This window comes from Pantoea sp. CCBC3-3-1 (genome assembly GCF_007981265.1).
Lineage (GTDB): Bacteria > Pseudomonadota > Gammaproteobacteria > Enterobacterales > Enterobacteriaceae > Erwinia.
The window spans coordinates 3,887,630-3,912,153 of record NZ_CP034363.1 but is presented as its reverse complement, the minus strand read 5'-3'; the positions used below and the strand labels follow the sequence as shown (position 1 = coordinate 3,912,153).

Annotated in this window: 25 protein-coding genes; 20 read left to right on the top strand and 5 right to left on the bottom strand. The window is 51.1% G+C overall.

Annotation, left to right across the window (positions count from 1 at the left end):
* Positions 1 to 2: 2 nt before the first annotated feature.
* Together EHV07_RS18285 and EHV07_RS18280 are read right to left on the bottom strand one after the other, a co-directional pair.
* Positions 3 to 1,340 (bottom strand): peptidase, encoded by a 1,338-nt coding sequence (locus EHV07_RS18285; protein WP_147199596.1) that lies wholly within the window; start codon positions 1,338 to 1,340, stop codon positions 3 to 5.
* Positions 1,341 to 1,432: 92 nt separating this feature from the next.
* A complete protein-coding gene (locus tag EHV07_RS18280; RefSeq protein WP_147199595.1) occupies positions 1,433 to 2,089 on the bottom strand; it encodes an O-methyltransferase in 657 nt (218 codons plus the stop codon).
* 143 nt (positions 2,090 to 2,232) lie between these two features.
* Here EHV07_RS18280 and EHV07_RS18275 point away from each other — a divergent pair, with 143 nt between their 5' ends.
* Positions 2,233 to 2,901: a TetR/AcrR family transcriptional regulator gene (locus EHV07_RS18275; protein WP_147199594.1), complete on the top strand. Its 669-nt coding sequence runs from the start codon at positions 2,233 to 2,235 to the stop codon at positions 2,899 to 2,901.
* On the opposite strand, the gene EHV07_RS18270 is transcribed toward EHV07_RS18275, so the two are convergent.
* Positions 2,898 to 3,083, bottom strand: a complete 186-nt coding sequence (locus EHV07_RS18270) for a hypothetical protein (protein ID WP_147199593.1) — start codon at positions 3,081 to 3,083, stop codon at positions 2,898 to 2,900. The genes EHV07_RS18275 and EHV07_RS18270 overlap by 4 nt on opposite strands.
* A 74-nt stretch (positions 3,084 to 3,157) precedes the next feature.
* On the opposite strand from EHV07_RS18270, the gene pyrG reads away from it, so the two are divergent.
* The 3 genes from pyrG to queE all read left to right on the top strand — a co-directional run bounded on the left by pyrG (position 3,158) and on the right by queE (position 7,024).
* Positions 3,158 to 4,795, top strand: coding sequence for a glutamine hydrolyzing CTP synthase (gene pyrG, locus EHV07_RS18265; RefSeq protein WP_147199592.1), 1,638 nt, complete (start codon positions 3,158 to 3,160; stop codon positions 4,793 to 4,795).
* Between the two features lie 78 nt (positions 4,796 to 4,873).
* The gene (gene eno, locus EHV07_RS18260) at positions 4,874 to 6,169 is read left to right on the top strand and encodes a phosphopyruvate hydratase (RefSeq protein ID WP_147199591.1); all 1,296 of its coding nucleotides are present in this window, start codon (positions 4,874 to 4,876) and stop codon (positions 6,167 to 6,169) included.
* Positions 6,170 to 6,352: 183 nt separating this feature from the next.
* Entirely contained in the window at positions 6,353 to 7,024 is a 672-nt protein-coding gene (queE, locus tag EHV07_RS18255) for a 7-carboxy-7-deazaguanine synthase QueE (RefSeq protein WP_147199590.1), read from the top strand.
* 56 nt (positions 7,025 to 7,080) lie between these two features.
* On the opposite strand, the gene EHV07_RS18250 is transcribed toward queE, so the two are convergent.
* Positions 7,081 to 8,493 carry a GntR family transcriptional regulator gene (locus EHV07_RS18250; protein ID WP_147199589.1) on the bottom strand — a complete coding sequence of 471 codons (1,413 nt, stop codon included), beginning with the start codon at positions 8,491 to 8,493 and terminating at the stop codon, positions 7,081 to 7,083.
* 368 nt (positions 8,494 to 8,861) lie between these two features.
* On the opposite strand from EHV07_RS18250, the gene EHV07_RS18245 reads away from it, so the two are divergent.
* Genes EHV07_RS18245 through EHV07_RS18180 form a run of 14 tightly spaced genes read left to right on the top strand, consistent with a single transcriptional unit; the run spans position 8,862 to position 20,295 of the window.
* Positions 8,862 to 9,104: a Flp family type IVb pilin gene (locus EHV07_RS18245; RefSeq protein WP_254446269.1), complete on the top strand. Its 243-nt coding sequence runs from the start codon at positions 8,862 to 8,864 to the stop codon at positions 9,102 to 9,104.
* A 45-nt stretch (positions 9,105 to 9,149) separates the two neighbouring features.
* Entirely contained in the window at positions 9,150 to 9,581 is a 432-nt protein-coding gene (locus EHV07_RS18240; RefSeq protein WP_147199588.1) for a prepilin peptidase, read from the top strand.
* On the top strand, positions 9,578 to 10,330 hold the full coding sequence (locus EHV07_RS18235) for a hypothetical protein (RefSeq protein ID WP_147199587.1): 753 nt from the start codon (positions 9,578 to 9,580) through the stop codon (positions 10,328 to 10,330). The genes EHV07_RS18240 and EHV07_RS18235 overlap by 4 nt, the downstream gene beginning before the upstream one ends.
* Entirely contained in the window at positions 10,330 to 11,652 is a 1,323-nt protein-coding gene (locus tag EHV07_RS18230; RefSeq protein WP_147199586.1) for a type II and III secretion system protein family protein, read from the top strand. The genes EHV07_RS18235 and EHV07_RS18230 overlap by 1 nt, the downstream gene beginning before the upstream one ends.
* 12 nt (positions 11,653 to 11,664) lie before the next feature.
* On the top strand, positions 11,665 to 12,111 hold the full coding sequence (locus tag EHV07_RS18225) for a hypothetical protein (RefSeq protein WP_147199585.1): 447 nt from the start codon (positions 11,665 to 11,667) through the stop codon (positions 12,109 to 12,111).
* Positions 12,112 to 12,132: 21 nt separating this feature from the next.
* Positions 12,133 to 13,257 carry a hypothetical protein gene (locus EHV07_RS18220; protein WP_147199584.1) on the top strand — a complete coding sequence of 375 codons (1,125 nt, stop codon included), beginning with the start codon at positions 12,133 to 12,135 and terminating at the stop codon, positions 13,255 to 13,257.
* Positions 13,258 to 13,260: 3 nt separating this feature from the next.
* Positions 13,261 to 14,535, top strand: coding sequence for a CpaF family protein (locus EHV07_RS18215; protein WP_147199583.1), 1,275 nt, complete (start codon positions 13,261 to 13,263; stop codon positions 14,533 to 14,535).
* Positions 14,536 to 14,539: 4 nt separating this feature from the next.
* Complete coding sequence (locus tag EHV07_RS18210) at positions 14,540 to 15,469, top strand: type II secretion system F family protein (protein WP_147199582.1); 930 nt, start codon at positions 14,540 to 14,542, stop codon at positions 15,467 to 15,469.
* Between the two features lies 1 nt (position 15,470).
* Positions 15,471 to 16,316 carry a type II secretion system F family protein gene (locus EHV07_RS18205; RefSeq protein ID WP_147199581.1) on the top strand — a complete coding sequence of 282 codons (846 nt, stop codon included), beginning with the start codon at positions 15,471 to 15,473 and terminating at the stop codon, positions 16,314 to 16,316.
* Positions 16,309 to 17,070 (top strand): lipopolysaccharide assembly protein LapB, encoded by a 762-nt coding sequence (locus tag EHV07_RS18200; protein ID WP_147199580.1) that lies wholly within the window; start codon positions 16,309 to 16,311, stop codon positions 17,068 to 17,070. The genes EHV07_RS18205 and EHV07_RS18200 overlap by 8 nt, the downstream gene beginning before the upstream one ends.
* Before the next feature lie 36 nt (positions 17,071 to 17,106).
* Entirely contained in the window at positions 17,107 to 17,637 is a 531-nt protein-coding gene (locus tag EHV07_RS18195; protein WP_147199579.1) for a TadE/TadG family type IV pilus assembly protein, read from the top strand.
* Positions 17,615 to 18,205 carry a tight adherence pilus pseudopilin TadF gene (gene tadF / locus EHV07_RS18190; protein WP_168199648.1) on the top strand — a complete coding sequence of 197 codons (591 nt, stop codon included), beginning with the start codon at positions 17,615 to 17,617 and terminating at the stop codon, positions 18,203 to 18,205. Before EHV07_RS18195 ends, tadF begins: the two co-directional genes overlap by 23 nt.
* 9 nt (positions 18,206 to 18,214) lie before the next feature.
* Positions 18,215 to 18,601: a hypothetical protein gene (locus EHV07_RS18185; protein ID WP_147199576.1), complete on the top strand. Its 387-nt coding sequence runs from the start codon at positions 18,215 to 18,217 to the stop codon at positions 18,599 to 18,601.
* Positions 18,592 to 20,295, top strand: a complete 1,704-nt coding sequence (locus EHV07_RS18180) for a TadE/TadG family type IV pilus assembly protein (RefSeq protein WP_147199574.1) — start codon at positions 18,592 to 18,594, stop codon at positions 20,293 to 20,295. The genes EHV07_RS18185 and EHV07_RS18180 overlap by 10 nt, the downstream gene beginning before the upstream one ends.
* Positions 20,296 to 20,338: 43 nt before the next feature.
* Here EHV07_RS18180 and queD read toward each other — a convergent pair whose 3' ends face one another.
* Entirely contained in the window at positions 20,339 to 20,698 is a 360-nt protein-coding gene (gene queD, locus EHV07_RS18175; protein ID WP_147199572.1) for a 6-carboxytetrahydropterin synthase QueD, read from the bottom strand.
* Between the two features lie 300 nt (positions 20,699 to 20,998).
* On the opposite strand from queD, the gene cysJ reads away from it, so the two are divergent.
* Together cysJ and cysI are read left to right on the top strand one after the other, a co-directional pair.
* Entirely contained in the window at positions 20,999 to 22,804 is a 1,806-nt protein-coding gene (gene cysJ, locus EHV07_RS18170) for an NADPH-dependent assimilatory sulfite reductase flavoprotein subunit (protein ID WP_147199571.1), read from the top strand.
* Complete coding sequence (gene cysI / locus EHV07_RS18165; RefSeq protein ID WP_147199569.1) at positions 22,804 to 24,519, top strand: assimilatory sulfite reductase (NADPH) hemoprotein subunit; 1,716 nt, start codon at positions 22,804 to 22,806, stop codon at positions 24,517 to 24,519. Before cysJ ends, cysI begins: the two co-directional genes overlap by 1 nt.
* Positions 24,520 to 24,524 lie beyond the last annotated feature (5 nt).

The following is a 24,524-nucleotide window of genomic DNA, read 5'->3' as shown; positions in this document are numbered from 1 at the left end:
CCTTAGCCGGATTTCTTCTGACGAAACAACCATTCTCTGATCGGCTCGATACTATAAGCGATGCGCCATGTGTTTCTATGGCCGCTTGCGCCCGCAGCCGACTGGCCTGCGGGGATCACCGTGCCTTTACGAAAGGAGACGTAGTTGATCGGGCTATTTTCCGCATCAATTTGCTCAAAGGCAACCCGGAATGCCTTCTCGTCCCAGGTGCCATCCCATTCTGCCCGACTGATTTTTGCTCCCGCTTTTGCCAACGCCCCGGTGATGGCATTTTGGCCGGGCCAGGCTTTGTCATCATCCTGCGACACCAAAATCCACAGCTTCTGACGGGCGAGAGGCGCTACCAGCGTTGCATCCCATTGACCCGCAACCAGGAAGGACGCGGCAAAGAAATCCGGATATTTAATATCCATGGCAATCGATGTCATGCAGCCGCCGGACTGTCCGGTAGTGTACAGCCGGGAACGATCTATGGGGTATTGTTCCACTAGTGTGTTGATCAGGTTAATGGTGATATCCAACATATCGGAGGTATGGGAATCGTCATCGGCAATGATTTCGCCATACTGCGGTGCCAGCACAAAACAGGGGCGCTGCGCCTGATCCTGCGGACTGGCCCATGTCACTGCGCCCAGCCCCTGAAACAGCGTAGTTCGCGTCACATCACTGGTCGCGCCCGCATCGTGCATAAACAGTACCAGCGGCAGGCGATGTTCAAAAGTGGCCTTTTCAGGAATGAATAAATTGTATTTTAAGGACTTCCCGGTTACGGCATCGTGAAATTCAGACTGTTTAAAATCATCCACTACCAGATTCTTCACGGCTTCTGTAATCACAGGAACCTTGTCTGCCGAGATCCGCTCACCATTGGCTGCTTCCAGCGGAACTAACTGAGTCAGAGTGGCTTTGGCTGGTGGGTAAAGGGTGTCATAAAAAGGCACGTCGCCCGCCTTTCCGGGACCGCCTTTTGCCGGGGTTTTCTGAGCAGGTAGCGTTACCTTTTGCGCCAGCAAAGCATCCTTATCGGCGGGCGAGAGCGTGATAATCACATAGTTGCCCGTTGTGGCCCTGTCTGCTGGGTTGGCTGAGCGGCTGGCGAAAACCTCAATGACCGTTCTTCCCTGCACTGCAAAATCTGTTGATGCCAACCGGTTGGCGTCAATGCGGCTGTCGTATTCTATCGCGACGGCAATCAGACGGACGCCGTCACCGAATACCTGGGTGACGGCCGTTGCGTGCAGGATGCCTTTTCTTCCCTGAAGAGCGTATGCTGGCGCACTCAGTGCAATCATGGCGGCCAGCCCGGAACTCATCATCAGAAACTCTCTACGTGTTTGCATCACTCTTTCTCCATCCCTGCCGTTTTTTTGCCTTATGGGCCGTTACACCACACGGCTGCGATTGCCCGCAGGCAAACCGCAGCCGTTCTGCATTATCGAATTTTCAACGCCAGCTCGGTGCCGCGCTTAATGGGTAGCGTGACGGAAATAAAGCCGTTTTGCGGATCGCGAATATAATCAAGGAAATCCGGTTCGGCGTTATCGTTCAGCACGTAACCGCCAACGCGCAGCTGGGGCGCAAGCAGTTCAATCATCTGGCGGGCCAACGTTGGGCCTTCTGCCTGCGGCCAGCCGTCAATGAGCGCAAAATCGATCGGGCCGCCAACGTCACGCAGCGTTTCACGCGCGTCACCAACACGAATATCAGCAAATTCCGCCAACCCTGCCTCGGCCAGGTTTTTCCGCGCCACTGCCGCTTTTGAGGCAACCAGCTCTGCACCAATGACCTGGCCACCGCCGTTATCTCGCATTGCAGCAGCAAAATAAAGCGCTGACATACCGATGGAGGTGGCAAAGTCGACTACCCGAGTCGCTTTCATTCCCCGACACAGCAGATAGATGAGATCGCCCTGTTCAGGATGTATGGAAAAACCATAATCAGCAAAGCTTTCGGCATCAAATCGCGAGACGCCTTCCAGCGATTTACCTGACGGTCGGCTCCGGGCATTGTTCAGAACGGTAATAACAGCATTTACTCGAGGATCGCTAATGGGACTGCGCTGGATGTTTTTCACATTATGTTCAGACATAGACTTCCCCTGTAAACCGGATGAGTTCTGCCCGGCCTGCTCTACCATATTCTGATATACTGCCGGGCATGCAGGAATAATGGTACTAGTGAGTACCTATATTAGCAAATAGCGCTTTTTGTCATTTTGTTGCGGAGGCAGAAATGGACGACGCCGTTAATAAAGCTGTCACCAGGCGGGGGCGGCCCAAAGCATCGAACGAAACCGAACGTCGCCAGCGTATTCTTGCGGCGGCCATGCAAATTTTTATTGAAACGGGTTTTAAGGCAGCGACAACGGCTGGCATTGCCGCCAGGGCTAAAGTTTCTAAGCGGACGCTTTATGAAGCGTTTACGGATAAAAAGGCGTTGTTTGCGGCCGTAGTGCATCAACATCGCCATTTGATCCTCGATCTTCCGCGTCCTGGCGGGGAAGACCTTTCGGTGATGGCCACGCTGTATCATATTTTCAGGCTCGACAGCAATGAGGAGCTGTCCCGGTCGCGTGAGACTTTGCTCAACCTTATTGTCAGGGAATCCGTGCTAATGCCTGAGCTTGCTGATTATCTCTATGAGCATGAAATTGTTCGTTCACGTGAGAGGCTGATTGAGTGGCTGGAAAGCGAAAACCAGCGAGGAAGAATAGCCATTGAGGATCTGGCATTGTATGCAGGCATGCTGATGGACATCGTTTTTGGCGCGCTGTTGCCCCGCAGAAAACCCCAAAATGCCACGGAAAGATCGCTGGGTATTGAGCATATAAAACAACGGTTGCAGATTGTGATGCAGGGTGTTTTACGCAGCGTTAATGAGTGCCCGGCATCGACAGACTAAGTTGTTAATAAGTCTTGTTGATTGTGCAGAACCGATAAAATTATTCCCTCAAACCGAATAACCCGCTGACACGATTCAACAAAAGTGTGACCTGCGTCAATCTCAGCCGTCACAAAATCGGGTAGTGTTGGGGCGGTCAACACGATGGCTGGCAGATAACCAGAAACGATTAATTGTGGCATGAAGGGGATTCCCGTATACTGTTTTCCCGTCCTGGTTATTCCATCGTCTTTAAACCTACTTTCTCAGGTTCAGCATGACAACGAACTATATTTTTGTGACCGGCGGGGTCGTATCCTCTCTGGGTAAAGGCATTGCCGCAGCCTCCCTGGCCGCCATTCTTGAAGCACGTGGTCTGAATGTGACCATCATGAAGCTGGACCCGTACATCAACGTGGATCCGGGTACCATGAGTCCTACCCAACACGGCGAAGTGTTCGTCACCGATGACGGCGCGGAAACCGATCTGGATCTGGGCCACTACGAGCGCTTCATCCGTACCAAAATGAGCCGTCGTAATAACTTCACGACGGGTCGTATCTACTCGGAAGTGCTGCGCAAAGAGCGTCGTGGCGACTATCTGGGCGCGACTATTCAGGTAATCCCGCACATTACCAACGCCATCAAAGAGCGCATCATCGAAGGCGGTGAAGGCCATGATGTGGTGCTGGTTGAAATCGGCGGCACCGTCGGCGATATCGAATCTCTGCCGTTCCTTGAAGCCATTCGCCAGATGGCCGTCGATGTCGGTCGCGAGCACACCATGTATATGCACCTGACGCTGGTGCCGTATATGGCAGCGGCAGGTGAAGTCAAAACCAAACCCACTCAGCATTCCGTTAAAGAGCTGCTTTCTATCGGCATCCAGCCTGATGTGCTGATCTGCCGTTCGGATCGCGCGGTTCCGGCAAACGAACGTGCGAAGATCGCGCTGTTCTGTAACGTGCCGGAAAAAGCGGTTATCTCCCTGAAAGATGTTGATTCAATTTATAAAATCCCTGGCATGTTGAAATCACAAGGCCTGGATGATTATATTTGTAAGCGTTTCAACCTGAACGCGCCGGAAGCGAACCTGTCCGAATGGGAACAGGTCATTTATGAAGAAGCAAATCCGGGCGGCGAAGTGACTATCGGTATGGTCGGCAAATATGTCGAACTGCCGGACGCCTACAAATCAGTGATTGAAGCGTTGAAACACGGCGGCCTGAAAAACCGTGTCACCGTGAACATCAAGCTGATTGACTCGCAGGATGTCGAAAGCCGTGGCGTTGAGCTGCTGAAAGATCTGGATGCTATCCTTATTCCTGGCGGCTTCGGCTACCGTGGCGTTGAAGGGAAGTTGATGACCGCGCGTTATGCGCGCGAAAACAACATTCCTTACCTCGGCATTTGCCTGGGCATGCAGGTTGCGCTGATGGAGTTTGCTCGTAACGTCGCCGGTATGGCGGACGCGAACTCAACGGAATTTGTGCCGGACTGTAAATACCCGGTTGTGGCGCTGATTACCGAATGGCGTGATGAAGATGGCAACGTGGAAGTGCGTTCCGAGCAGAGCGATCTGGGCGGCACGATGCGTCTGGGTAGCCAGCAGTGTCAGCTGACGCCGGGCAGCCTGGTCGAGCAGCTGTACGGCTCCGATACCATCGTTGAACGTCATCGCCACCGTTACGAAGTTAACAACATGCTGTTGAAGCAGATTGAAGCGGCTGGATTGCGTGTAGCGGGCCGTTCAGGCGACGATCAGCTGGTAGAGATCATCGAGCTTCCTGAGCATCCGTGGTATGTCGCCTGTCAGTTCCATCCGGAATTTACATCTACACCACGTGACGGTCATCCTCTGTTTGCCGGCTTCGTTAAAGCCGCCAGCGAGCATCAAAAGCGTTTGGCAAAATAAGTGTTTTCATAACGACGCGCGAACTTTTCGCGCGTTGTTTGTCTGAGTTTTAAGTTAACTTGTACTGAGGAAAAACTAATGTCCAAAATCGTTAAAGTCATCGGTCGCGAAATCATCGACTCTCGTGGCAACCCGACCGTTGAAGCAGAAGTGCATCTGGAAGGCGGTTTTGTCGGTATGGCAGCGGCTCCATCAGGCGCTTCTACCGGTTCCCGTGAAGCGCTGGAACTGCGTGACGGTGACAAATCTCGTTTCCTGGGTAAAGGCGTGACGAAAGCCGTTGCTGCGGTAAACGGCCCAATCGCGGACGCGGTAACCGGTAAAGATGCAAAAGACCAGGCAAACATCGACAAGGTCATGATCGACCTCGACGGTACTGAGAACAAATCCAAGTTCGGCGCAAACGCCATCCTGGCCGTTTCTCTGGCAGCAGCGAAAGCAGCAGCCGCCGCAAAAGGCATGCCGCTGTACGAGCATATCGCTGAGCTGAACGGCACCCCAGGTAAATTCTCTATGCCACTGCCAATGATGAACATCATCAACGGTGGCGAGCATGCCGACAACAACGTCGACATCCAGGAATTCATGATCCAGCCAGTGGGCGCAAAAACCCTGAAAGAAGCCATCCGTATGGGTTCTGAAGTGTTCCACACCCTGGCAAAAGTGCTGAAGTCGAAAGGCATGGGCACGGCTGTAGGTGACGAAGGCGGCTACGCGCCAAACCTGGGCTCTAACGCCGAAGCGCTGGCCGTTATCGCTGAAGCGGTAAAAGCAGCAGGCTACGAGCTGGGCAAAGACATCACGCTGGCGATGGACTGCGCGGCTTCTGAATTCTACAAAGACGGCAAATACGTGCTGGCTGGCGAAGGCAACAAAGCCTTTACCTCTGAAGAGTTCACCCACTTCCTGGAAGACCTGACTAAACAGTACCCAATCGTTTCTATCGAAGACGGTCTGGACGAGTCTGACTGGAACGGCTTCGCTTACCAGACTAAAGTGCTGGGCGACAAAATTCAGCTGGTGGGCGACGACCTGTTCGTGACCAACACTAAAATCCTGAAAGAAGGTATCGATAAAGGTATCGCTAACTCCATTCTGATCAAATTCAACCAGATCGGTTCTCTGACCGAAACTCTGGCTGCGATCAAAATGGCGAAAGATGCTGGCTACACCGCCGTTATCTCTCACCGTTCAGGCGAAACTGAAGATGCAACTATCGCCGACCTGGCGGTAGGTACAGCCGCAGGCCAGATCAAAACCGGTTCTATGAGCCGTTCTGACCGTGTTGCTAAGTACAACCAGCTTATCCGTATTGAAGAAGCGCTGGGCAGCCGTGCGCCATTCAACGGCCTGAAAGAAGTTAAAGGCCAGTAAGCCTGCTAATCCCAGCCGATACAGGCTGCGGATTTTCTGAAAGCCTCGTCTTTGGACGGGGCTTTTTTTATGTCCCGTTGAGCCGCGGAAAACATTCTCTGTTTCTGGCACAATGTGGTTTGGTTAAAAAGGCGCTATCTGTCATAATCTGCGCCCTTATTTTCACAGCCAGTTGAGAGCGTAATGCAGTACCCGATTAATGAGATGTTCCAGACGTTGCAGGGCGAAGGGTTTTATACCGGTGTTCCTGCAATTTTTATCCGCCTGCAAGGATGCCCGGTGGGCTGCAGCTGGTGTGACACCAAACACACCTGGGATAAGCTGGCCGATCGGGAAACTTCGCTCGGCGATATCCTTATCAAGACAGTGGAAACCGATGCCTGGGGCGCGGCCGATGCACAGGCTTTGCTGGCGGTAATCAGCCAGTATGGCTGGACCGCAAAGCATGTGGTTATCACCGGTGGTGAGCCTTGTATCCACGATCTGACGCCGCTAACGCAGACGCTGGAGCAGCACGGTTTCAGCTGCCAGATCGAAACCAGCGGCACGCACACAGTGCTGTGCAGTGACGATACCTGGGTAACGGTTTCGCCAAAGGTAAATATGCGCGGTGGCTATGACGTGCTGAATCAGGCGCTGGTGCGTGCCGATGAGGTGAAGCATCCGGTTGCCCGTCAGCGCGATGTGGATGCGCTGGATGCGCTGCTGGTAACGCTTAACGATGACAAAAGCCGCATCGTGGCGCTACAGCCGATCAGCCAGAAAGACGAAGCGACAAAGCTGTGCATTGAAACCTGCATTGCGCGTAACTGGCGTCTTTCCATGCAGACGCACAAATATCTCAATATCGCCTGACGTTTGCTGAGTGAAAACTGAAATTACCGATCCGGTATTTCAGTTTTCACCTTTCCTCATTCTTCCTCATCGAATTCTGCTATCAACCTGCTTTTCTGAAGTGATGCCAGCCTCTTATTAATTGCCTTAATATCAGCCGTGGAAAGCGATCCTGTTGCATAAATATAGCGGTTGGTTTGCCATAGCGGCGAGGTATGGCAAAACAGCGTTAAAGGGATAAAATTCTGCGCTTTTAACATCCCGGGTAAAAGCGCATTGCCGCAGGAAAAGCTGAAATAACCAGCGTGCATCAATCCCCAACAGTCGATATCGCCACCCACTTTTCGCAGCCCGCTAACGGCAAGTTCATATCTATTCTGCCGGGTTTTTAACGTGGCGGATAAATATTTAAGCAGGTGGGGGGATTCCAAAAAACTGTTAACGAGGTGATACATCGCCACAGGAACCGGGCTGGTGAACAGGGGATGAAGCTGTTTAAACGCGGTAACCAGAGAAAGCGGCAGCGATAACAGGCTAAGGTTAATACTGTTACCAATAAATTCATTCAGGCTATAGAGATAAATAATATTAGCTGCCGGATAAAATTCACAAAGCGGTGGAATGATATTCTCGCCAAATCCCAACATAAAGCAGGCGTCATCTTCTATCACCAGCACGTTGTTACGCAGGCTCCATTGCAGGAGCCGCTTACGATGAGCGACGCTCATTTTTGCGCCCGTCGGAAACTGATTTGCTGGGGAAGTATAAATAAAATCTACGTGACGTTCAGGTAACGATGCGGTATCCATTCCCTCCTTACCAACGCTGACCCTGATAATTTCATAACCCAAGCCGGAAAAGAGCTGGAACACAGCGGGAGAGACGGGGTCTTCCAAAACAATACTCGGTCGCGCAGCCTGTTGTTTTCCATAATGAGCAATCAGCATTAATGCTTGCTGCTGACTTTGCATCACCAGGGCGTTTTCAGTATCAATGAGACAGCCTCGGGTTATCTTCACATAGCGGGTCAGATTATGATTAAGCCGCTGGTTGTTATCTGGCCGCTTCCCGCCAGGCTCCATGGCGATGTCATTAAAATATTTACGCATAAAATGCAGTGGCAGGCTGGCGTTATTGTTAAAAGTAATACGATTGGCTAACGCCATAAGATCAGGGCCGGGTAAAGATGCAGAATTTTTTATTTTCTCACTTCCACTGGCCGGACGGCCTGAAAGGTTTTCAGGTTGCATTTGTCGCTTGCTGACCACGCGATAACAGCGCCTTTCACGGCCTTCAATAAATCCCAAACTCTCCAGTTCTTTATAAGCAGAAACAACGCTATTGCGAGAAATATGGTAGCGCTCGCTCATATTTCGAATGGACGGCAGATAATCGCCATCATTGATCATGCCGCGAAATATCATGCTAATAACGTTTTCCACTAATGTTCTTCTGATATGAACGTCCTTGATTTTTTCCACTACAATCATAAAAGCTCCCTGTTAGTGATTAGCGTATTACGGTATAAGATATTGGCCACAGATGAATGCCGCGCAGCCCTGCTACGGCTGATAAATGAGTCAGCAAGCGTCTTACCCGCGGGTAAATAAATACTATAGGCATTTTCTTTTCAGATATCTATCGGTGCCAGAGCAGAAAGAACATTCTCGCCGTGCAGGCAACGCTGTCTGTAATTTACTTTATTCTGTCAGAAAAATAGTTAGTGACTGTCACTTACATTTTTGGCCGGGTTGGTTCATATTGCTGCATGTTTCAAAGAAGCAGTATGAGCATTGTCGGTGGCGTGCAGTTTAATCGACGCTATTGGTTTCGGGTCAGGTCACTAAGGAGCAGTAAAATGAACGGTATCGTACTGAGCAGTTCGGTAATGATTTACAACGGATTGCAGACTATAGGTAATAAACTGCACGATTTCATACGCAAACAGGATGGCGTTACCGCCATTGAATATGCCGTTATAGCTGTCGCTATCAGCGGATTATTGATGGCGATTTTTAAGGATGATAACAGTTCTTTTATCGGCGTGCTTAAAGCAAAATTCAACCTTATTAGTGATAACGTTAAAGGCACGGTTAACTAACAGTAAATACTTAGTAATTTTCTAACGTGGCGTGGTGGAACAGCAATGATGTGCGGCCTTTATTTACTCCTTTTAATTCTGTTTTTCCATGTTTGCTACAGTGATATCCGCTATCGGAAGATAAGAAATACCACCACGCTACTTATCAGTTGTTTATCGCTGGCGATTGGCTGCCTTACGCCAGGCGGGATTTTTATTATTCCTGCGCTACTGGTTTTTACGGCGGGTTTCTTATTAAGCGTTATCGGCGTACTCGGTGCCGGAGACGTAAAACTCCTGGCCGGCCTGTCCCTTTCACTGGGGAGTGATGATGTCATATTGCTGCTGTTATTAACGGCGCTGGCAGGTTTACCCGTTGCGCTCGCCACGGTGATCGGTCGCTATGTTAAATCATCTGGTCAACGTGGCGTCCCATACGGCGTGGCCATTGTTAGCGGCTATACGGCAACGGTTGTCTTGACGAGGTCAGCATTATGAATCAGCGGCTGTTGGTGATTTTGGCGCTGCTGCTGCTGGTTGTCGGTATTGTGGGCCTAAAATTTTCCGGTGAAGAGCGGGTTGAGGCGATGACGGATGTCACGACCTTCACCGCCACTAAGGCGTTAATAAAAGGCGAGCCACTGACGAAGGAAAGCTACAGCAAACAGGTGGTTCGATTGCCGGTAAAAGAGGCTCCCACGGAGCCAGGGCTACCGGAAAGCCTTGAAGGCTATCAGGTCGTTAATAACATCGCGGCTGGCGAGGCGCTGACGCGAAAAGATATTGAATATGTTCCCAGAGAAACGGTGTCGCTGAAAAGCGATCACTACATTTATCCTGTGCCCGTGCGTAATGCCGATCTTTTTTTGCTGACGCGATTAAAAAAAGGCGATGAGGTAAACGTCTACCTGCGCTATTTCATTCGCCAGCAAGAAGATGAAACGAAGCGTGTTGAGTTTATTGATGGTAAGGGAAAAAGCATCATAAATAAAACCAGCAAGATGGTTTGGTTGTTAGGCCCGAAGCGATTTTTCTCGGCAGAAAAAATGGCCGGCAATGAAGGCGAAGCCGCAAAAACCGGCAGCAGCACTGTGGTCTATGTTGAGCTTAGTAGCGACGACCTGACGCGAATTTACGCGGTCAGGCATCTGGGCGATACCGTTTTATTTCCCGCCAGCGCCTCACCAGGGAATAAACAGGGCGCAATCCCCGAGCTGGTTACTCAACTACGAGGCAGGCAGAGGTAATGGAAAAACCTAAATTAACGTCTGGCATGGGGCTGTTTATTCTGCTGCTGCTATTCGTATTGTATGACGGTAAAGCCCATGCAGAAACGATTTATCTGCAAAAGGGGGCGGCGAGAACCCTCAAGCTGAACGACGTCGTTGATACGGTTTTCACCTCAAGTCCTGAGGTCGTGGATTATCAGGTAATCAGCGATCGCGAAGTGGTGGTATACGCTTTGGGCAACGGGCGCGGCGAGATTTTGCTGGTACAGGGCGGGCATACCCGCAGCATCAGCGTGATGGTCGATCCGCTCATTGGTCAGCTAAATCAGACGGTACGGGAGCATTTTCCCGGCAGCAACATTGAGCTACGAAAAGTGGGCGATGGCTATATTCTTTCCGGCACCGTGACGGACGAAGAAAGTCGGGATGCAATCCATCAGCTGGTCGGGGAATCGCTCGGGCTGGAGCGAGAAGTGACCAAAACCCAGCTGGAGATCAACGATAAAACGGTCGCCGATTTAAAGCACATGGATTATGTCAGCTTCAGAAAATTACAAAACCATCTTACGCTGCCGCTGGCGAACCAGGTCAATGTAAAAATCACCCTGGTGGAGATCAATAAAACCTATTCCGACAGTCTGGGTATTGACTGGAGCGCTGCCACGCAAATTGGCGATTTCGTGCTGAACCAGTTTAAGTTTGATGCCAGTAGCCTGGTAACGGCCATCCATGCGGTGGGAAATGAAGCCCTGGCGCGGGTACTTGCCGAGCCGAATCTTTCGGTGCTGTCTGGCGAGACGGCGGATTTTTTGGTTGGCGGGGAAGTACCTGTTATTACCCGTTCTCAAAACGGTACCGAAGTCACCTATAAAGAGTTCGGCATTAAAATGTTTGTTGCTGCAAAGGTTGAAAGCAGCCAGAAGGTCAGGTTAACGCTGGGACAAGAGGTGAGCCTGGTTAATGGTGAGATTCTTTCAATCCCCATACTGAAATCGCGAAAAGCCAGAACGACCATTGAACTTGCCGATGGTGAAAGTTTCGTGTTGGGCGGTTTATTGAGTGAAACAGAAAGAGAATCGTTATCAAAAGTGCCGTTTATTGGTGATGTCCCCATTCTTGGAGCACTGTTTCGCAATACCTCGTCAACGAAGGAACGGACAGAATTAATTATGGTGGCCACCGTGAATCTGGTCAGGCCAATATCTCCCCGCAACGTGCTCTATCCGTCGGTAAATCGCAGCAGCCTGCTGGAGCGTTTTTTTAACGTGAATGTATTACAAAAGGAAAGATCGCGACGCGAAGTTCGAATGTTTATGGAACAAAGCGGTTTTATTCAATAGAAAGGATTATCTATGTTGAGGATAGCACTCTTTTTCGTCGCGGCTCTTTTTTCATTACCTACTGCTGCCAGTGAGTATTATCAGTTTAAGCTTAATAGCCGCAATCCGATCGATCGGGAAATAGTAGTCGCGCAAATACTGGAGAGTTATCAATACATCAGCGGCCAGATCCTGATTAGCTGGCAGCGTAATGATATGGACGACCTGGCAAAAGCGTTAAAAGAGAATCTGGTCCGCGCCGGCGTAGTGCCTGGCGACGTTCGCCTGCAAAAAGAGAGTAAATACAGCGACAAATCTTCAGCAACATTAATCGGCGTGAATATTGTTTTCGCCCGACAGCCCTACAGCTGTGATTATCAATATCAGTTTTACAGTTACCGAGACACGGATAAGTTCGGCTGTGCTTTAGAAAATAATTTGCACGCTTCCTTAATTGATAACAACAAAGTGGTTTTTTAATCCATAAAAAGGCAGGTGGCTATGTTGCTCTTTCCGGGTACCAGGGAAAAAAAACGGGATCTGTTCTCGCTGGTCGTGGTGATTTCTCCCCGACAGGAAGTCATCAGCAGCGTCTGCGACCAGCTGAACGTGCGTAATCTGGGGGAGCTTAGCGTCCATCAGGTTACCCTGGAGCAGTTTGACCCGCAAAATTTAGCCGGAAGCATCAGCCATTTTATCTTTGATATCGGTTCTTCCGATCAAGGCGACAGCTTCGTTGAAAAAATCAGCCTGTTCCTTTCTAAAGAGACGCTCTGCATTGCCATCGGCAACAGCGATTCATTGTTGCTGGCCGGAAAATATCAGTCACAGGGGATTCATTATATTTATTTCCATCCTGACGAAATAAAGTCGTTGGGTAAGATCCTGGATAACCCCGGCGAGCAGGTGAGCAGGAGCAAATCGTCATTAAAAATCGCCTTGCTCAGCTGTAAAGGCGGTGTAGGAAACACGTCGTTGAGTTTCCAGCTTGCACAAAATCTGGTTCAACAGCGTAACGTCTCTTTGCTTTTAGTTCAGGGACAGGGCGGCACCCGAAATCTGGATCTGATCGCCAGGAAAGAGATCGCCAGCGACGTCATTAAAATTCAGGAAAATCTTTTTGCCCTGGCGGAGCAAAGCGAACATGCCTGGAATTTTAATCAGCCTTTATACGACGCTTACGATTTCGTGGTGTTCGATCATACGATTTATAACGCAGACAACAGTGAAATTGAACGCGCCTTGCACAACTGCCACAGCATTATACTGGTTTTTCATTTTGATCTGGCATCGATACGCACTGCCAAAAAAGTGATCGAATATAACCAACACCTGAAAAAAAGCGGCAATCGCACGAAAAGAATTATCCTCTGTTTTAATCAGAGCCAGCCCACACAAAACGGCATGATTAATCCGCCGGAGGCGGGAAATCTTATTGGTCAGTCAGTGGATGTGGCAATCCCGTTTATTAAAAACGCGGGCGATCCCGCTATGGCGCTCAGTTTCAACGGTAAACATAAAAAACTGCTGCAACGGCTAACCAATTTGACGCTGGGCAGCACGGAAAAGCTACCGCCCAGTTCGGCGCTAAAGCAGCTTCTCAAGCTCGCCGGCAAAAGGAGTTAAGGAATGAATACGCAGTATGATGAATTAGTGCGGACAATGCGTACGACCGTATTGCCGCTTCTCGACCTGGACACTGTCGAGCGGCTGATGGACGACCGGCCGGCGCTGGTAAATGAAATTGCACAGATGATCCAGCAGGTGAGTATTGAAACCAACCGCTATCTGCCTTCTGAAGTGATGCAGACGCTGGCGGGCGCCATGGCAGATGAAATCACCGGGGTTGGGCCGCTGCGTGAGCTGATGGAGGACAACAGCATCAGCGATATCCTGGTTAACGGGCCGGACAATATTTTTATCGAAACGGGCGGCAAGCTGGTTAAAACCACCAGGCGCTTTATCGATAACGCGCAGCTTACCGAAATCGCCAAAAGACTGGTTAGCCGGGTAGGGCGTCGCATTGATGATTCGCAGCCGCTGGTTGATGCCCGCATGAGCGACGGCAGTCGACTTAATGTGGTGATCAATCCTGTGGCGCTGGATGGTACCGCAATTTCCATTCGTAAATTTAGCAAGGTGTCGCGTACCTTTGCCGATTTGGTCGCCTGGGGTGCCATGGACGAGCGCATGGCTAACTTTCTCTCCATTGCCGCTAAATGTCAGGTCAATATCGTGATCTCTGGCGGGACCGGCTCCGGTAAAACCACGCTGCTGAACGCGCTTTCCCTCTACATCAATGAGGATGAACGTGTCATCACGCTGGAAGATGCGGCAGAGCTTAAATTGCAGCAGCCCCATGTGGTTCGCCTGGAAACGCGGATGGCCGGCGTGGAAAACAGCGGCCAGGTCACCATGCGGGATCTGATGATCAACACGCTGCGTATGCGTCCCGACCGCATTATCGTTGGCGAGTGTCGCGGCGGCGAAACCTTTGAGATGCTGCAGGCGATGAACACCGGGCACGACGGCTCAATGACCACGCTGCACGCTAACTCCCCGCGAGACGCGCTGGCACGTATGGAAAATATGGTCATGATGGCTAACCTCAGCCTGCCCATTGAATCGATCCGCCGCAATATCTGTTCGGCGGTGAATCTGATTGTTCAGGTCTCTCGCCTGTATGACGGTTCGCGAAAAATCACGCATATCAGCGAGATTATGGGCATGGAGGGCGAAACGATCGTTTTGCAGGATATTTTTACCTGTGAAGTCGAACCGGCGGCAGAAGGAGCACGGGTGAAAGGCACATTTGTTAGCGCGGGATTATCAACGCGCTCGGTGGTTTATCGTAAAGCCCGGGAGCACGCGTGCGAAGGCTATCTCAACACCATTTTTAGCTGAAACGATGCGTACTCTGTTTATCGTCGTCATCGTCTTTGGTCTGCTATGCCTGCTGCTGTTGGTTCAGCGCAGAAAGCTTACCCGCCATGCCATGCTGTTTCGTGGACGACGAAAGCGCTCACTACAGCTGTTGCTGGGCCAGTCATCCCCCCAGCGTCGTGACGCATTTTGGCGGCAGGCAGGCCGGCTGATAACGCAAAAAGTCGCCCGCTATTGCAGCGTACTGGAACCGCATAATAAACCGGCCTTTCTGCGCAACGTGTTAATACCGACGATGATCTGCCTGGCCACAGGCCTGGTGAATATGCTCTACATTAATCTGCCTGCGTCATGGTTGCTGACGCCGACAATTCCGATCGTTTTTACCGTCTGGCACGCGATGCTGGCAAAAAAGAAACAAAAGCAGTTTAACGAGAATTTTATGGAGGCTTTAACCTCTATTGGCGGCGCTGTTTCAGCGGGACGAACCTTTGCGCAGGCCATGCAGGACTACTCCTTTACCAGCAGCACACCGCTGGGCGCAGAATTTGGTAGGGTTAGCCGGCGTCTTAATTTAGGTGAAAGTCCCGAGCAGGTGTTTAACGACTCCTGGAAACGCTATCCCTATCGACAATATTATTTTTTTATTGTGGCTGTGTTACTCAATATCAGCAGCGGCGGCCGTCTGAAAGAGGTGCTGGCCAAACTGCAACGGGCGATTGCTTCCAGCGTGGCGACGGAAAAAAAGATGCTGACGATGACCTCTGAAATGCGCATGTCGGCCAAAATCACCGGGGCGATCCCTTTTGTCTTTCTTATTCTGCTTAAGTTTATCAGCCCGGAAAATTTTGACTTTGTGCTGTACGACCAGAAGGGGAATTATATTCTCTATTATCTGCTGGGCAGCGAGATTCTGGGTATCGCCGTTATCCGTTTTTTAATGCGTGGAGTATAAAATGCAAATCATGATGGGCGTATTGATTGTGTTGTCGCTGGCGATACTGGTTCACTTTATTTTACGCCAGCGAAGGATGAAGCGGTTAACCCTGATGATGGAAATTATGAGCAAAGCGTCGGCCGTTAAAAATGTTCAACAGCTTAAAATGCATCATGAAGCAGAAATGGTGCTGGAAAAGCAAAACAGGACGCTGAGCTATTTCCGCATTCTTGACGGTAATATTATTTATAAGCTGGGCTTGTTGCTGGTGCTGTTAACGCTATTTTTTATTATTAACGCGATTTTTAATATAGAAATAGGGCGAACGGGCCTGATTGCCACCCTGATGGTCATGCTGATTATCGCGATTATTCTTCCCGGCAGGTTGCGCAGCCTGATGGTTAATCAACGCGTTAAGAAGCTCAGCGGCGAGATCCCGTGGATGGTTGATTTGCTGGCCGTGTGCGTTCAGTGTGGGATGAGCCTTGAAGTAGCTTTTACCTTTCTCAGTCAAAAAATGGCCGGGATCAATCCTGACTTTACGCCGTTTCTGGCCCGGCTGGTAAAACGTACCGAGGTCAGCGGCCTGAGCGATGCCCTGCGTCAGTTCTATATCGAAATTCCGTCGCCGGAGAACCGCATGCTCTGTGCGATGCTGATGCAAAGCTTGCAGTATGGCGCCTCGCTCTACGAACAACTGATTATTCTTTCAAGGGAAATTCGTGAAATCCAGCTCCTCACGCTGGAAGAAAAAATCGGCAAGCTGGGCGCAAAAATGAGCGTGCCGCTGATCCTGTTTTTTATGTTTCCGGTGATTGTGGTGGTTGGCGCACCGGGCGTAATGAGGATGATGGCCAATGTGTAAACAACGAAAGGCGCAGGCATGTTACCTGATGCTGCTGATTTGTTTGTCAGGCTGCACGTCAGGAGATTACCGCCATGACGGGCAAAGCAGCGTCGACAACCGTCAGCTTGCCGATAAAGAACGCATTCTGCTTAAAACCAAAAACTACCAAAGCCTGATCGATCTGAATCGCCGGTCGCTGCAGAAAAAGGAAAATCCGGAGGTACGGCTCAGGCTTGCGGAGTACGCTTATCTGGCAGGGAATTACGACGCTTCGCTGCATTACCTGGTGGTCTCGCTGAAAAATAATCCGTCGGCACGGGTCTATCTGCTGCAAAGCAAAAACCTGGTGGCTCAGCAGAAATATGATAATGCGCTGAATTTCGTCAATCTGCTGTTGCAGAAAGAACCTGCCAACGGCGAAGGACTGAATTTGCGCGGTATTATTCAGGCTCAGCGCGGCGAGCTGCCGGGTGCCCTACATGCTTTCGAACAGGCCCGCAACGCGTTCTATTCTGAAGAGAAAGTGGTGAATAATATTGCGCTGATTCATATTGCCGACAGGCGTTACTCGCAGGCAATAGAACTGCTGCTGCCGGTTTATTTACGTGGCTATCGGGATAATCACTTAACTCACAATCTGGTCTTTGCGCTGGTGAAAGCGGGCGATCTTCGCTATGCAAGAGAAATCATTAAGCGTGAGAATTTATCCAAATATCCGGATACGCTGGTTTCTTCATTATTTGAAATTGAAAGTAACCTTTCGACTTTATAACGCAGCAGAGGCTATTTAAAGAGCACAGGGATTGTTATGAACAACAGAAAATATACGCGCTTGCCGCTGGTTAACATACTGGAGGAAGAAAAAGGTATCGTCGCTGTGGAATTCTCCTTCGTGATTGTTATTTTCCTGTTTATGGTTTTTTTTATTTTTGAGATAAGCCGCTATATGTTTATCTCTTCCGCGATCGATTTTATGCTTTCATCGGCGTCACGCACCAGCGCTTCCCGGTCGGCAAGCCAGACGGATTACAACGCGCTGTTCAGAAAAACGATCACTACCGACAACGGCTTTTGGGCCGGATTTATCGACCCGTCATTGCTGACTACTGGCGTCACTTTTTGTGACACGGTGGCGCAGGCCGCCGCGAATAAATGCAGCGCGTCCGATTCTGATCTAAAAAAGCTGGCCGTCTATCAGGTGAGCTACAGCTACCAACCGCTGATCCTTTCCGGCATCCCAGGTGCAGGTACGCTTGTCGCAGCCCTGAAAAACTCGCTGTCGCGCCAGATTATCTCTGTACAGGAATATGAAACCAGTGCCCATTTCAAAGATATGTAGCCTGAGCAAAGGCCTGTTTGCCCGCGCAGGTGACGCTTCCGCCGTGGTTGCCGTAGAGGCTGCCTTTATTTTTTCTCTGCTCGTCATCTTAGTGATTGCCGTCACGGATTACGGTTTCTACCTGACATTGCGCAGCCGCGCCGAAGCCGTAAACTATTCATTAACCTCGGTTTTGCGAGAAAGAACCTGGCTTTATGATGCCGATGAAGCGGTGACACAGGTACAGCTTGACGAGCTGGCCAAACTGGCGGGCGTTATGTTTGGCAAAACGGGAGCGCAGCAGCTGTGCCTGACCGTGGAACAAATCGTCTTTAAAGACGAGAAGATAAAAAGCGTGGCGGCAAGCACGATATTTTTTAGCGGAGCGGCCAACTGTCGGACTCAACCCATCACCCGGCTGGAAGCCCTGACCGAACTTTCACCCTGGAGCAGTGCCAGCCGCTGGATGCCGCTTTACCAGGTAACGCTGAGCGTGCCGACGCCGGAAAACAGCCTGCATAAACTGCTCCAGGGCGTCGGCGCGTTACCGGAGCGTATTATTATTTCTAACGTGGCGCTGCCGCGATAGGACGACGCCATGTTCAGCGCTATCTGCAAAATTCTGCCGCTGCTTTTACTGGCGTCGCATCAGACGGCGGCAGGAAAAAAGCAGCCGGAGAGGCAACCTACTGAAGCGATCGTTTTTATCAATTCGGCTTTTCTCACGCAAACAACCTTAGTACAGGATATTAATCGTCAGCTGGCTTACAGCCAGCAAATCCGCAGCCGGCTTACCGTCACCATCGTCGATATTTATCCCCGAGGCAATTACGTTCTGGGGCCCGCTAACTATATCAAGGCGGGAAGCGGGGCCTGGGTAGGGAAATATCGGCCAGGGGAAATCCCCGCCTTGATTTGCCTGAAAGGAGGAAAGATGCGAGCTGAAAAATTCACTGCGGCACAGGAGATACGGACATGCCTGTAATTTCTCTGTTTAAAAAATGGATGACCCGCCAGAAAGGCGCTTTAACCCCTGCCTTCGCCATTATTCTGCCTGCATTAGTCGCTATGATGGCCTTTGGCCTGGATGGCGCTCAGGCACTTTCGCAAAAAGCGCGGCTGGCAAGGGCGGTGGGGGAAGCCTCGCTGGCCGTGGCGGCAGGAGGCAAATATGAGATGAGCCCGGAGGAGATAACCACCGCGAAGCAGATAATTACTCACTATATTGATTATTACTTCCCTGAAAAGCTGGCGATTAGCCATATTGATATTGCCAGCGCCTTTCATGAGGTTGACCAGGACAGCGTTAGCTATACCGGTTACGATATTAGCGCTGTAATAAAAGTGCCCATTCTTTTCACTGCAAAAATGGTGAGCGGGCTCGAGCGCAATCTGGCGATTGGATCCGGCAATGTGAGGATTAAAAAATACAGTTCCGTTCCGGCTGATTATGTGCTTGTGGTTGATTTCACGAATTCAGCGTCACGACAGTCATTCACCAGCCTCAAAAGCGTGGTAAACGAAGTGAGTGAATATGCCTTAAAAAATAACCCGGAAAATAAAATAGCGCTGGTGCCTTACACGATCGGCGTGCCGGTAAAACTTCCCGGTAAAAACCAGCGTGGAGGCCAGCGGGTCGGCTGTTCGCTGCTATTTGTTCCCAATGAAGGTTACGATATTGATTATACCTTTTGGGGTGATAAAAGTATTAATAATCAGAGCACTGCTACATTTAATCAGTTTATGTACACTATGGACAGAGGACGCTTTGATTTTTATCGTTACTACGTAGGGGGACTCTACTTTAACCCTCCCACGGATGATGTGCTTGTGCTTGCTCGCTGGTGTGCAAAGAATAAAAAATATGGTTCTAAAGAGGGCAGGGGGGAGTACTCCTGTCACGACGGAAACTATCCCGATGATGATATTTTCTCCGAGCGTTCGCAGCGTATTATTGCCAGTGAAAGAGCAAAGGCCAGACACGTAGTTTTAATGCAGTATAAGTGGAATTCGTTATTTAATGATAATGCCATTGATTATCAGGCCACGCTTAACAATATGTTTTCGAATAACGCTGTTATTACCTATCCGCTGCTGTGGTCGCGCAGCACTCTATCTACCTTTCGTCCTTTTCAAATGATGTGTGAAAATGCCGGCGGTTATAATCCTGCTTTACCTGATAACGATTTAAGCCAGGCAGCCCCCTTTTCGTGGCTGATTGAGTTAACCAACGATAAAAGCGAGCTGGCTCAGGTTGAAAACATGTCTCAGGCCGGATCCTGGACGCAAATTTCTTCCGGGCTGGTTCGTTCCGTACCGGTGATGATGAAAGGACGCAATAAGCGTAAGGTTTTTATTATCATTTCACGCCGGGTCGATTATCTCCAGCCTAATGCTGACGTCACGGAGAAGTGGCTAAAGCAATATCAGCTGTGCGAAAAAATCAAAGCGGGGATCAAAGAACGCGGCGAAACCAATACCAGCAGAGTAGAAATGTATTTTATTACCTATTCGGAAGGGGTCTATGCCATACCAATAAAACAAGCTAAACAATGGCATACGATATGGGCAGAGCATTGCGTGGGCACAAACAATGCCGCCACGGCTGATGATAAAGATGAGCTGCTTAAAACCATTAAAGGTTTTATGAACGACGAAACCGGGCACTTTGCCAGCTGAAAAGAAACAAGGAACGGGATCGGCCGCGGCCGATCCCGACAGGTTAACCTTTATACACGCAGCCTGCGGTACAGGTTTCTTTAATCATCACGGCGCTCAACAGCGGCAGCTGCGGCTTCATCTGGTCCCAAATCCATTTAGCCAGCACTTCACTGGTGGGATTCTCAAGGCCCGGGATCTCGTTCAGATAGTAGTGATCCAGGCGGTCATAAATCGGTTTAAACGCCGCTTTCAACTCGGCAAAATCGATAATCCAACCGGTATGCGCATCCACTTCGCCGGTAATTTCGAGCCGCACCAAAAAAGAGTGCCCATGCAGGCGCCCACATTTGTGCCCGGCAGGCACGTTAGGCAGATGGTGAGCAGCCTCAAATACGAAATCTTTAAACAGCGTGGTAGCCATAAACACAGTCTCATTCTGGGAAAACGGGCGAAGTCTACCCGAAAAAGCCTTTTTTCGCACCCGTTTCCCCATGGATTCCGTGCCGGCGCGGCGTAACAGAAAGGTGCCGATCCTAACTAACTGATATATTGCAAATTAATTAACCTGTTTATCTACTATGTCTTACTTGTAAAACCGTTTAGTCATTTTGGTTATTTAATATTACCAACCCTTATTTAAGGGTTATTATGTCAGTCGTTACCCTAACCCCATCTTGCTGGCTTAACGGCCCGGACTATCCCTACTGGAACATTTAACGCAATGACGACTCAGGCACCTCCAGGTTCTCTGCTTCCGCTTCAGCCGGAACAACTCGCCCGCTTGCAGGCGGCGACCGGTGATTTTTCCACAACGCAACTGGCATGGCTTTCCGGCTATTTCTGGGGCATGGTCAACCAGGCACCGGGCACCGCTGCCGTTAGCGCGCCTGCACCGGTCGACACGCCAACCATTACTTTGCTGTCTGCTTCCCAGACCGGTAACGCCCGTCGCGTAGCCGAACAGCTGCGTGATGACCTGCTGGCTGCCAAACTGAACGTCAACCTGGTCAATGCCGGCGATTATAAATTTAAGCAGATTGCGCAGGAAAAATTGCTGGTCGTCATTACCTCCACGCAGGGTGAAGGCGAGCCGCCGGAAGAAGCCGTGGCGCTACACAAATACCTGATGTCGAAGAAAGCGCCGAAGCTGGACAATACCGCCTTCGCGGTCTTTGGTCTGGGCGACACCTCTTATGAATTCTTCAGCCAGGCCGGTAAAGACTTCGACAGCAAGCTGGCGGAAATGGGCGGCGAACGCCTGCTGGATCGCGTCGATGCCGACGTTGAATTCGCCGCAGACGCTGAAAAATGGCGCAAGCAAATCGTTGACGTGCTGAAAGCACGCGTGCCGAGCGAATCGCCAGCCGTTGCCGCTGTTACCGCGGCGGGCACGGTAAACGAAGTTTTCAGCAGCCCGTATACTAAAGAAGAGCCGCTGACCGCCAGCTTTGCGGTGAACCAAAAAATTACCGGTCGTAACTCAGATAAAGATGTGCGCCATATCGAAATCGATCTCGGCGATTCGGGCCTGCGCTATCAGCCTGGCGACGCGCTCGGCGTGTGGTATGAAAACGATCCCGCGCTGGTGCAGGAACTGGTTGAACTGCTGTGGCTGAAAGGCGATGAGGACGTTCAGGTTCACGGACAGACGCTGCCGCTGGCTGAAGCCTTGCAGAAACATTTTGAACTGACGGTGAATACGACGCAGATCGTTGAGCAATACGGCACGTTGTGCCGCGACGAGAAGCTGCTGGAGCTGGTGAGCGATAAGAGCCGCCTGCAACAGTATGCGCAGTCAACGCCAATTGTGGATATGGTTCGCCAGGCACCGGTTGAGCTGAGAGCAGAACAGCTGCTTGAGCTGCTGCGTCCGCTGACGCCGCGCCTTTACTCCATCGCTTCTTCACAGGCGGAAAGCGAATCCGAGGTGCATATCACCGTGGGTGCCGTGCGCTATGAAATCGATGGACGTGCCCGCGCAGGCGGGGCTTCCAGCTTCCTGGCCGATCGCCTGGAAGAAGATGGCGAAATTCGCGTGTTCATCGAGCACAATGATAACTTACGTTTACCGGCAAACCCGGAAACGCCGGTCATCATGATTGGGCCGGGCACCGGCATCGCGCCGTTCCGCGCGTTTATGCAGCAGCGCGATAACGATGGGGCAGAAGGTAAAAACTGGCTGTTCTTCGGCAATCCGCATTTTACCGAAGATTTCCTGTATCAGGTTGAGTGGCAGCGCTACGTGAAGGATGGCCTGCTGACCCATATCGATCTGGCCTGGTCCCGCGACCAGCAGCATAAAGTCTACGTGCAGGATAAAATCCGCGAAAAAGGGCAGGAAGTCTGGCGCTGGATTGAGCAGGGCGCACACATTTATGTTTGCGGCGATGCTAACCGCATGGCAAAAGATGTCGAAAAAGCATTACTGGAAGTCGTATCAGAACACGGTGGCATGGATTTAGAGACCGCCGATGAATTTTTAAGTGAGCTGCGCATTGAGCGCCGTTATCAGCGAGACGTTTACTAATGACTGACGAAAAACATCCTGGACCGCTGGTGGTTGAAGGCAAGCTGGTTGACGCCGAGCGCCTGAAAAAAGAGAGCAACTATCTGCGCGGCACCATTGCCGAAGATCTGCATGACGGCCTGACCGGTGGCTTCACCGGCGATAACTTCCTGCTGATCCGTTTCCACGGTATGTACCAGCAGGACGACCGCGATATCCGTGCCGAGCGTGCCGAGCAGAAGCTGGAGCCGCGTCACGCGATGATGCTGCGCTGCCGTCTGCCTGGCGGGATCATGACGCCGAAACAGTGGCTGGGCATTGATAAGTTTGCCGAAGACAACACGCTCTACGGCAGCATTCGCCTGACCAACCGTCAGACGTTCCAGTTCCACGGCATCCTGAAAGGTAACGTGAAGCCTGCGCACCAGATGCTGCATGAGGTGGGCCTGGATGCACTGGCCACCGCCAACGATGTGAACCGTAACGTGCTGTGCAGCTCTAACCCGGTAGAGTCTGAACTGCATCAGGAAGCGTACGAGTGGGCGAAGAAACTTTCCGAACATCTGCTGCCGCAAACTCGTGCCTACGCGGAAATCTGGCTGGATCAGGAAAAAGTCGCGACCACCGACAAAGAGCCGATTCTGGGCGAAACTTATCTGCCGCGTAAGTTCAAAACCACCGTGGTAGTGCCGCCGCATAACGATGTGGATCTGCACGCCAACGACCTGAACTTTATCGCCATTGCCGAAAACGGCAAGCTGATTGGCTTTAACCTGCTGGTCGGTGGCGGGCTATCTATCGATCACGGTAACAAAGCGACCTATGCGCGCACCGCCAGCGAGTTTGGTTATCTGCCGGTTGAAAAAATCCTCGACGTGGCGGAAGCGGTAGTGACGACCCAGCGCGACTGGGGCAACCGTACCGATCGTAAAAATGCCAAAACCAAATACACGCTGGAGCGCGTGGGCGTGGAAACCTTTAAGCAGGAAGTGGAACGACGTGCTGGAATAACGTTCGAGCCAATCCGCCCTTATGAATTCACCACGCGTGGCGACCGCTTTGGCTGGGTAAAAGGCATCGACGACAAATGGCACCTGACGCTGTTTATCGAAAACGGCCGTATTCTCGACTATCCTGGCCGCCCGCTGAAAACCGGACTGGCTGAGATCGCCAAAATCCATCAGGGCGATTTCCGTCTGACCGCGAACCAAAACCTGATCGTTGCAGGCGTTCCGGAAGCGCAGAAACAGGCTATCGAGCGGCTTGCCCGCGATCATGGCCTGATGGAAAACGTGACCGCGCAGCGTGAAAATTCGATGGCCTGCGTCGCGTTTCCAACCTGCCCGCTGGCAATGGCGGAAGCCGAACGTTTCCTGCCTGAATTCGTTACCCGCGTAGAAGGTTTGATGAATGCACACGGCGTGGGCGATGAGCACATCGTGCTGCGCGTGACCGGCTGTCCTAACGGCTGTGGTCGTGCGCTGCTGGCCGAAGTTGGGCTGGTGGGCAAGGCGCCGGGCCGTTATAACCTGCATTTGGGGGGCAACCGTATCGGTACGCGTATCCCGCGCATGTATCGCGAGAACATTACTGAAGACGAAATTTTAGCTACCCTTGATGAATTATTGGGCCGCTGGTCGGCAGAGCGCGAAGCGGGTGAAGGCTTTGGCGATTTCACTATTCGCGCTGGCGTGGTGAAACCGGTTCTCGATCCGGCCCGTGATTTCTGGCAATAACGGAG